Genomic DNA, 9,328 nt, shown 5'->3' on the forward strand with positions numbered 1-9,328 from the left:
CACGTCGGAGTCGGGCTTGGAGACCTTGTCGTACTCGTCGGGCCACACGGCGTAGACCTTGCCGGTCGGCCCCACGGTCAGGCTGAACAGGCGGGTGAAATACCCGCTGCCCGGGATCAGGTCGTAGACCTTCTGGCCCGCCTTCACCTCGGCGAACGCCACCAGTTCCGGGCCCTTGCGGGTGGCGTCCTTGGCCGCGTCGGCGGCGCGGGCAGGGTTGGCCGCGACGTTTGCGGTCGGAGCGGGGGCCGCCTCCGGGGCTGCCGGGGCCTCGGCCTTGGCGGATTCGGAGCGCGCGCAGCCAGAAGCGAGGGCGGCGGCGACTACGGCGGTCAGGATCAGACGCATGGATAGCTTCCTCCAGATCAGCGCAAGGTAGGCCGGTCCGCCGCGAGCGCCGATAGCCTTGAGACCAACGGCTGTATTGCCTATCTGAACGGCGTGAGCGGATTCTGGCCCTTCGCCATCCGCGTCCTTTCCCGCCAAAGCTGGTATCAGAGGCGAATGGACGCAGTGTCGCGCCTATTAAGCGACACGCTTGAAAGGCCTTGGAAACCGTCCACATAAATCATCGAGCAATCCGCCGGCGTGCGGCGGACGGGTCGTCCGACTCAAGCGCATCGTTTGAGTGACCGCGATCCGGCAGGCGAGGCCTGAGACAAATCGGGCCCGCCAGGAGTTAGAGCAATATGTCAGAGATCAAGATCCTGCCGATCCTGCCGTTGCGGGACATCGTGGTCTTCCCCCACCAGCCGGTTCCCCTGTTTGTCGGCCGGGAGAAGTCCGTTCGCGCCCTCGAAGAGGCCATGCGCGCCGAGGGCAAGCAAATCCTCCTGGCCACCCAGAAGGACAAGGACGACGACGATCCGTCGCCGAACGCCATCTATGACGTCGGCGTGGTCGCCACGATCCTGCAGCTGCTGAAGCTGCCCGACGGCACCGTGAAGGTGCTGGTCGAGGGCAAGGCGCGCGCGGGGATCACCAAGTTCACCGGCCAGGGCGAGTGGTACGAAGCCGAGATCGCCATGGTCCAGGAGGACGGCGCGGGCTCGCCCGAGGCCGAGGCCCTGAGCCGCGCGGTCATCGAGCAGTTCGAGAACTACGTTAAGCTGAACAAGAAGGTCCCGCCCGAGGCGCTGGCCGCGATCCCGCAGATCGACAACCCCTCGGAGCTGGCCGACCGCATCGCCGGTCACCTGAGCGTCAAGATCGCCGAGAAGCAGCAGCTGCTCGAGGTCTTCAACGTCGTGAAGCGCCTGGAGAAGGTCTACGCCCTGATGGAGGGCGAGATCTCGGTCATGCAGACCGAGAAGAAGATCCGGAACCGCGTGAAGCGGCAGATGGAGAAGACCCAGCGCGAGTACTACCTCAACGAGCAGATGAAGGCGATCCAGCGCGAGCTGGGCGAACAGGACGACCACCGCGACGAGCTGATCGAGCTCGAGAAGCGGATCAAGAAGACCAAGCTCTCCAAGGAAGCCCGCACCAAGGCCGAGGCGGAGCTGAAGAAGCTGCGCAACATGAGCCCGATGTCGGCCGAGAGCACGGTCGTGCGGAACTATCTGGACTGGCTGCGGTCGATCCCGTGGGGCAAGGCCAAGCAGAAGACCATCGACCTGCAGAAGGCCGAGGACATCCTCAACGAGGACCACTACGGCCTCGACAAGGTCAAGGAGCGGATCCTGGAGTACCTGGCGGTGCAGAGCCGCGTGGGCACCCTGAAGGGCCCGATCCTGTGCCTGGTCGGCCCGCCTGGGGTGGGTAAGACGTCGCTGGGCCGCTCGATCGCCCAGGCCACTGGCCGCGAGTTCGTGCGCGTGTCGCTGGGTGGGGTGCGGGACGAGGCCGAGATCCGTGGCCACCGTCGCACCTACATCGGCTCCATGCCGGGCAAGGTCATCCAGTCCATGAAGAAGGCGAAGCGGACCAATCCGCTCTTCCTGCTGGACGAGATCGACAAGATGGGCAGCGACTGGCGGGGCGACCCGTCCTCGGCCCTGCTCGAGGTGCTGGATCCGGCGCAGAACTCCACGTTCGGCGACCACTACCTGGAGGTCGACTACGACCTGTCGCCGGTGATGTTCGTCACCACGGCCAACTCGCTCAACATGCCGCAGCCCCTGCTGGACCGCATGGAGATCATCCGCATCCCCGGCTACACCGAGGACGAGAAGGTCGAGATCGCCAAGCGGCACATCCTGCCGAAGCTCACCAAGGACCACGGGCTGACGCCCGAGGAGTTCGTGGTGCCGGAGGACGCGATCCGCGGCCTGATCCGCTACTACACGCGCGAAGCCGGCGTCCGGAACCTCGAGCGCGAGCTGGGCAACCTGGCGCGCAAGACGGTGCGGGACCTGGGCCGCGAGAACGCCAAGTCGATCACCATCGACGACGAGCGCCTCGGCAAGTATGCGGGCGTGAAGAAGTACCGCTACGGCGAGACGGACAAGGAAGACGCGGTCGGCATCATCACCGGCTTGGCGTGGACCGAGTTCGGCGGCGACATCCTTACGATCGAAGCCGTCAAGATGCCCGGCAAGGGCCGCATGTCCATCACGGGCAACCTGAAGGACGTGATGAAGGAGTCGATCTCGGCGGCGAACAGCTACGTCCGCAGCCGGGCCACCAAGTACGGCATCGAGCCGCCGATCTTCGAGCGCACCGACGTGCACATCCACGTGCCGGACGGCGCGACGCCGAAGGACGGTCCGTCCGCGGGCGCGGCCATGGCCACGGCTATCGTCTCCGTACTGGCGGGCATTCCGATCCGGGCCGACATCGCCATGACCGGCGAGGTCACGCTGCGGGGCCGGGTGACCGCCATCGGCGGCCTGAAGGAGAAGCTGCTCGCAGCCCTCCGCTCGGGCGTGAAGACGGTGCTGATTCCCGAAGAGAACGAGAAGGACCTGGCGGACATCCCCGACAACGTGAAGTCGGCGCTCGAGATCATCCCGGTCAACACCATGGACGAGGTGCTCGCCAAGGCGCTCACCCGCCTGCCGGTGGCGATCGAGTGGACCGAACCGACGCCGGTGGCCGTGGCGGTCGACGGCGACGATGCTGCGGACGCCATCGGGATTCACTAGTTCGAAGGTCGGGTATCTCCGGAAGCTTAACCACGCCGGCGATCAAATTCTGTGACAAGGCGCGGCGCGGGAGGGATTCCCGCGCCGCTGCCGTTTGACGGTTACGCTTTGTCATGCGTGAATTCGAACAAGGCGTAGGCGGGCGAAGCCCAAGACCCACCGCGCCAAACAAAGAATTGGGCTGGGAGAAAACACACCATGACGAAGGCCGAACTCGTTTCGGAAATCGCCGACAAGGCGGGCCTGAACAAGGCGCAGGCCAAGGAGGCGCTCGACGCCTTCATCGCCTCCGTCTCGACGTCGCTGAAGGCGGGAAACGAAGTCCGTCTCGTGGGCTTCGGGAGTTTCGTGCCCGTCAAACGGGCCGCCGGCACGGCGCGCAATCCGCGCACGGGGGAGAAGGTGAAGCGACCTGCGTCGCAGACCTGCCGCTTCCGCGTGGGCGACGCGCTGAAGAGCACCTTGAACAGTTGATTCGACATTTGGGGGAGAGACGAAGGAGCGGCCGCCTGGCGCGGCCGCCCTTTTCGTTTGGCCTGAGGGGCCGCGCGGGCTAGGAGGACCGCCTCTTCGGGGAGTAGCCGTCCGCACGACAGCGGAGCCCGCGTCAACAGACTTGGCCTTTCGAGGCCATGGCGCGAGCGGCGGACCTTCGGGTCCGGATTGGCGAGACCGGCGATGCAGTCTCCTTAAGCCTGTGGGCGCGGCGGGGGCCTTGCGTCGTCGTGTCGAATGCCGCGTCCCGGAGTGCGCATGTTGCAGGCCTTCCTCGTCTCCACCGGGCTCGTGGCCGTCGCCGAGATCGGCGACAAGACACAGCTCCTGGCCATCGTCCTGGCCGCCAGGTTTCGCCAGCCGGTCCCGATCATCCTGGGCATCCTCGTCGCCACGATCCTCAACCACACCGGCGCCGCCGCCCTGGGATTCGTCGTGGCGCGCTGGCTGAGCGGGCCGGCGTTCCAGATCCTGGTGGGCGCCGGCTTCGTGGCGATGGCGTTGTGGGCGCTGATACCCGACAAGGATGATGAAGGCGCGGCGGACCGCGGCGCGGGCGGCGTGTTCCTGACCACCCTCGTGGCGTTCTTCCTGGTGGAGATCGGCGACAAGACCCAGATCGCCACGACCCTGCTGGCGGCGCGCTTCCAGGACATCGCGGTCGTGGCCGCCGGCACGACGCTCGGCATGATGATCGCCAACGTGCCTGCCGTGCTACTGGGCGAAGCCGCGACACGGGTCGTGCCGCTGCGCTACGTCCGGGTCGGTGCGGCCCTCATCTTCCTCGTCCTGGGGGCATGGGTGCTCGCATCGGCCTTCCTCACGCCGGGTTTTTCCTTCTAAGGTTCCGCGGGGTTTGGAGAATCTTATGACGACCACGACGGTCGCCGTCGGCGACAAGGCCTTCTTCGGCCATCCCAAGGCGCTGGGCTACCTGGCCTTCACCGAGGCGTGGGAGCGGTTCTCCTACTACGGCATGCAGTCGCTGCTGGTCCTCTACATGACCAAGACGCTGCTCTTGACGCCGCATGTGGAGAACATCGCGGGCTTCGTGGTCTTCGAGCAGCTCATCCAGGCCGTCTACCGGCCCGGCGCGTCGACCCAGGCCGTCGCCTCTGCGATCTTCGGCCTTTACACCAGCCTGGTCTATCTGACGCCGATCCTCGGCGGCATCCTGGCCGACCGGCTGCTGGGCAAGACGCGCACGATCGTGCTCGGCGGCCTCCTGATGGCCGCTGGCCACTTCCTGATGGCCTTCGACGTCTCGTTCCTGCTGGCGCTGCTGTGCCTCGTGCTCGGTACCGGCTGCTTCAAGGGCAATATCGCCGGTCAGGTCGGCTCGCTCTACGCCGACAAGGACCTGCGCCGCGCCGACGCCTTCCAGATCTTCTACTTGGGCATAAATGCCGGCGTGATCGCCGCGCCGCTGATCGCGGGCACGCTGGGCGAGAGGGTGGGCTGGCACTACGGCTTCGGCGTTGCAGGCGTCGGCATGCTGATCGCGCTCGTCATCTATCTGGCCGGTCGCCGCCACCTGCCGCCCGATCCGCCACTGCGTCGCGGCGAGACGGCGGCAAAGCCGAAGCTCACGTCACAGGAGAAGCGCACAGTCTTGCTGCTCATCCTGCTGCTGCCGGTGCTGACGGCCTCGGTGCTATGCAACCAGCAGATCTTCAACGCCTACCTGGTCTGGGCCGACCGCAGCGTCGACCTCAACTTCATGGGCGAAAAGGTGCCGACAACCTGGCTCATCACGCTAGACGCGGTCGTCTCGGTCAGCTTCCTGGCCGGAATGGTGGTCTTCTGGCGGGTCTGGGCCACGCGGTTCAAGGAGCCGGACGAGATCGGCAAGCTCACCATCGGCGCCTTCATCTCGGTGACCGGCGTCCTGTCCCTCGCCGCCGGCGCGCTGATCGCCGAGGCGACCGGCGGCCAGGTGAACATCTGGTGGTGCGTCCTGTTCCACATCCTGAACAGCATCGCCTTCGCCAACATGCTGCCAGTGTCGCTGGCCCTCTACGCGCGAGCCGCGCCGACGGCGATCACGGGGACGATCATCGGCATCTACTACCTGCACCTGTTCGCGGGGAACCAGACGGTTGGCATTCTCGGCACCTTCCTGGAGCGGATGCCGGCGAGCCAGTTCTGGCTCATGCACGCGGCCATCGCCGGCGGCGCGGCCGTGGTGTTCCTGGTGGTAGGGCGCTTCTTCGCCAACTGGCTGAGCCATGAGAACACGGGCGGCCAGCCGGCGGCGCAACCGGCCTAGGGGGCGCATGGTGGGCGGCGAGGGATTCGAACCCCCGACCCCCTCGGTGTAAACGAGGTGCTCTAACCAGCTGAGCTAGCCGCCCTTTGCGCGGGGTTCTAGTGCCTCAACAGGAGCCCATTGCGCAATGCGCTGGCTAGCCGCGATCCTCATTCTGATGTCCGAGAATCCTGCTCAGGCCGCGCCCGCCACCGTCAATGACTACATGGCCCAGCCGCAGGCCAAGGCGGATGCGCGGATCGCCTATGGGGCCGCGCCGGCGCAGGTGGTCGAACTGTTCCTGCCGAAAGGGAAGGGGCCGCACCCGGTCGTCGTGCTGCTGCACGGCGGCTGCTTCCTGGCCGAGTACCAGGGTCTGCCGCAGACCAGCCGCATCGCAGCCGATCTCGCGAAGCGGGGCTATGCTGTCTGGAATGTGGAGTACCGCAAGCTGGGCGAGGACGGCGCCGGATATCCCGGGACGTTCCTGGACGTCGCCGACGCGGTCGATCGGCTGCGCGTAGAGGCGCCGAAGCATGGGCTCGACACGCGCCGCGTCGTTGCGGTCGGACATTCCGCCGGCGCGCACCTGGCCCTCTGGGCGGCGTCGCGGGCGAGACTGCCGCCGTCGAGCGCGCTGCGCCGCGCCGATCCGCTGAAGATCCGCGCCGTCGTCAGCCTGGGCGGCATTGGCGACCTGAAGCCTCATGCGGGCGTCTTCGCCGGCGCCTGCGGGCCGTCGATCTCCCAGGTCGCGCCGCCGCGCACCTATCCCGAGACGTCGCCCGCCGAGCTGCTGCCCAGCGGGGCGGCCGTGACGATGATCCACGGCGAGTTCGACCACGTGATGCCGTTCGACACCGGCGAGGCCTACGCGGCCAAGGTGCGGGCCGCGGGCGACAAGGCTGAGGCCATCGAGATCAAGGGCGTCGGCCACTTCGACACGGTCATCCCCACGACCGAGGCCTGGAAGACCGTGGTGGTTCCCGCCATCGAACGCGCCTTCGGGCAGCGCCGCTGATGCTGTCGCGCCCGCTCGGCCGAACCGGGCTGACCGTCTCCGAGCTGGGCTTCGGTTGCGCCAGCTGGTGGGGCAAGCCGCGCTTCGATGAGCGAGTGGCGCTGGGCCTGGTTCACGAGGCGATCGACCGGGGCGTCACCCTGTTCGATACCGGCGCGAGCTATTCCGCCGGCGAGGCCGAGCCGCGGCTGGGCCGCGCGCTGAAGGGGCGCGATGCGTCGGGCCTGGTCGTCGCCACCAAGGCCGGGACCTATCACGCCGGCGGCGGCCGCATCGCGCGCGACATGTCGCCGGCGGCGGTCGTGGCGAGCGCCGAGCGCAGCTTGCGCAACCTGGGCCTCGAAACGCTCAGCCTGCTGCAGCTCCATGGGCCGTCCATCGCAGAGCTCGACGACGCCATGCTGGCGGCGCTGTCGGACCTGAAGACGCGGGGCTTGGCGCGCGCCGTCGGCCTGAACAGTTTCGATCCGGCCGTGATCGAGCACGCTGTCGGCCTCGCAGCCATCGACGTGGTGATGGTCGACTACAACGTGCTCCGGCCCGAGCGGGAGGCGCTGATCGCCCTGGCCGCGGCGGCGGGAAAGGGCGTGCTCGCCGGCATGCCGCTCGCCATGGGCCACACGCGGCCGCTTCTGGCGCGCCTGAGGGGGCCGCAGGACCTCTGGTACGCGGCCCGAGCCGTGGCCAAGCACCGCGACGAGCTCGCGCGCGGGCGCCGCTTCCGGTTTCTCCACCGGCTGCCGGACATGACCGGCTCGCAGGCCGCGCTCGCCTATGTGCTGGCCAATCCGAATGTCAGCGCCGCCGTGTTCGGGGCGACCCGCGCAGAGCACCTGCGGGAGAACCTGGAGGTGTCCGGGCGACCCCTGGCGGCCAATATCGCGGCCCAAATCCGCGCGGCACAAAGCTAAGTCCCTGACGTCACGTGAGGACTTTCGCCGCCCGCTCGCCGGGGGCATTCTCGGATTCCAGAACAACGATAACCTAGGGCAGGACAGACGGATGGCTGACGCGCGCGTGGACATCGAGGAGGCCCTCAAGGACGCTCACCTGCCGGCGCTGATGGCGGCCCTTGTGCAGATGACAGGCGACATGAGCTGGATCCGGCCGGAGTGGACGCCGGTCTACAATCCGTTGTCCCGTGGCGATCCGGGCCTGCCGGAAGATGTCCAGGCCGAGATGCGCAAGGGCGCCGCCGTCGCCATCCAGGCCTACCTCGACGGCAAGCCGATGCAGATGGTCAGGCCCGACCACGCTACGATCTGCAAGCAGATGGACTTCGTCGCCGGCGCGCCGATCCCCGAGCAGTACGTCGACTTCCTGGTGGACGAGCTGGTCCTCGAGGAGCGCAGCACCAAGGACCCACGCTTCGAGGCGCCGAAGGTCCAGGCGGCGGCGCGGAAGATGAAGGTGCTCGTGGTCGGCGCCGGCATGTCGGGCCTCCTCACCGGCATCCGGCTGTCACAGGCCGGCGTGCCGTTCGAGATCGTCGACAAGAACCCTGACGTGGGCGGCACCTGGTTCGAAAACACCTATCCGGGCTGCCGGGTGGACAACGCGAACCACATGTACAGCTACTCGTTCGAGCCCAACCACGCCTGGCCGCAGCACTTCTCGCCGCAACCGGTGCTGCTGAGCTACTTCCGCAGCATCGCGGCAAAGTACGACCTCAAGAAGCACATCCGCTTCGAGACCCTGGTCGAACTGCTGGCCTGGGACGAAGGTCGCCAAGTCTGGCGCGCCACGCTCAAGGGCAAGGACGGCAAGACCGAGGTCGTCGAGGCCACCGCCGTGGTCACGGCCGTCGGCCAGCTCAACCGCCCGCGCATGCCCGACATCGAGGGCATCGGGACCTTCGAAGGGCCTGCGTTCCACTCGGCGGAATGGCGCCACGATGTGGAGCTCAAGGGCAAGCGCGTCGCGGTGATCGGCACCGGCGCCTCGGCCTATCAGTTCGTGCCCGAAATCGCGCCCGAGGTGGCGAAGCTCACGGTGTTCCAGCGCAATCCGCCCTGGGGCCTGCCCGTTCCGCACTACCACGAGGACGTGCCCGAGGGCATGAAGTGGACGCTCGAGCACGTGCCCTACTACGACAAATGGTACCGCTTCTGGCTGTTCTGGACGACCACCGAGGGCTTCCTGCCGATGGTGAAGTCCGACCCTGCCTGGACGGGCGACCCCGGCGCGGTGAGCGGCGAGAACGCCATGCTGCGCGCGATGGCGATCGAGTCGTACCGGAACCAGCTCACGGCCCGGCCCGACCTGCTCGACAAGGTGACCCCGAACTATCCCGTCGGCGGCAAGCGCGCCGTGCTGGACAACGGCGTGTGGCTGGGGGCGCTGAAGCGGCCGAACGTCGAGCTGGTTACGGACAAGGTGGCGAAGATCACGCCAAAAGGCGTCGTCACCGCCGACGGCCACGAGTACGAAGCCGACGTGCTGCTCTACGGCACCGGCTTCCAGGCCTCGAACTTCCTG

At 67.4% G+C, this 9,328-nt stretch carries 7 protein-coding genes, 1 tRNA gene, 1 pseudogene and 1 riboswitch; of the genes and pseudogenes, 7 read left to right on the forward strand and 2 right to left on the reverse strand.

Annotated features, from left to right (window positions below; translation table 11 throughout):
- A pseudogene (locus tag VGD44_RS18880) lies at positions 1–348 on the reverse strand (methyltransferase); the annotation flags it as partial.
- 341 nt (positions 349–689) lie between these two features.
- Between VGD44_RS18880 and lon the strand changes: the two are divergent.
- From lon to VGD44_RS18900, 4 genes are all read left to right on the forward strand, one after another.
- Entirely contained in the window at positions 690–3,086 is a 2,397-nt protein-coding gene (gene lon, locus VGD44_RS18885) for an endopeptidase La (RefSeq protein ID WP_331089922.1), read from the forward strand.
- Between the two features lie 198 nt (positions 3,087–3,284).
- On the forward strand, positions 3,285–3,560 hold the full coding sequence (locus tag VGD44_RS18890) for an HU family DNA-binding protein (protein WP_331089923.1): 276 nt from the start codon (positions 3,285–3,287) through the stop codon (positions 3,558–3,560).
- A 91-nt stretch (positions 3,561–3,651) separates the two neighbouring features.
- Positions 3,652–3,777, forward strand: a riboswitch (yybP-ykoY riboswitch).
- A 62-nt stretch (positions 3,778–3,839) separates the two neighbouring features.
- Positions 3,840–4,424, forward strand: coding sequence for a TMEM165/GDT1 family protein (locus tag VGD44_RS18895; protein WP_331089924.1), 585 nt, complete (start codon positions 3,840–3,842; stop codon positions 4,422–4,424).
- Positions 4,425–4,449: 25 nt separating this feature from the next.
- Positions 4,450–5,850, forward strand: coding sequence for a peptide MFS transporter (locus VGD44_RS18900; protein ID WP_331089925.1), 1,401 nt, complete (start codon positions 4,450–4,452; stop codon positions 5,848–5,850).
- 8 nt (positions 5,851–5,858) lie between these two features.
- On the opposite strand, the gene VGD44_RS18905 is transcribed toward VGD44_RS18900, so the two are convergent.
- Positions 5,859–5,935: transfer RNA gene (locus VGD44_RS18905), tRNA-Val, on the reverse strand.
- A 42-nt stretch (positions 5,936–5,977) separates the two neighbouring features.
- Between VGD44_RS18905 and VGD44_RS18910 the strand changes: the two genes are divergently transcribed.
- The 3 genes from VGD44_RS18910 to VGD44_RS18920 form a co-directional block, all read left to right on the forward strand.
- A complete protein-coding gene (locus VGD44_RS18910) occupies positions 5,978–6,850 on the forward strand; it encodes an alpha/beta hydrolase (protein ID WP_331089926.1) in 873 nt (290 codons plus the stop codon).
- Positions 6,850–7,761, forward strand: coding sequence for an aldo/keto reductase (locus tag VGD44_RS18915; RefSeq protein WP_331089927.1), 912 nt, complete (start codon positions 6,850–6,852; stop codon positions 7,759–7,761). Before VGD44_RS18910 ends, VGD44_RS18915 begins: the two co-directional genes overlap by 1 nt.
- 91 nt (positions 7,762–7,852) lie before the next feature.
- Positions 7,853–9,328: NAD(P)/FAD-dependent oxidoreductase (locus VGD44_RS18920; protein ID WP_331089928.1), on the forward strand; the 1,476-nt coding region annotated here is incomplete at its 3' end.

Source organism: Phenylobacterium sp. (assembly GCF_036402295.1).
GTDB lineage: Bacteria > Pseudomonadota > Alphaproteobacteria > Caulobacterales > Caulobacteraceae > Phenylobacterium.

Excerpts from the sequence above, each read along its gene's own strand:
- lon (WP_331089922.1), top strand. The coding sequence starts at position 690 with ATGTCAGAGATCAAGATCCTGCCGATCCTGCCGTTGCGGGACATCGTG.
- VGD44_RS18890 (WP_331089923.1), top strand. The coding sequence starts at position 3,285 with ATGACGAAGGCCGAACTCGTTTCGGAAATCGCCGACAAGGCGGGCCTG.
- VGD44_RS18895 (WP_331089924.1), top strand. The coding sequence starts at position 3,840 with ATGTTGCAGGCCTTCCTCGTCTCCACCGGGCTCGTGGCCGTCGCCGAG.
- VGD44_RS18900 (WP_331089925.1), top strand. The coding sequence starts at position 4,450 with ATGACGACCACGACGGTCGCCGTCGGCGACAAGGCCTTCTTCGGCCAT.
- VGD44_RS18910 (WP_331089926.1), top strand. The coding sequence starts at position 5,978 with ATGCGCTGGCTAGCCGCGATCCTCATTCTGATGTCCGAGAATCCTGCT.
- VGD44_RS18915 (WP_331089927.1), top strand. The coding sequence starts at position 6,850 with ATGCTGTCGCGCCCGCTCGGCCGAACCGGGCTGACCGTCTCCGAGCTG.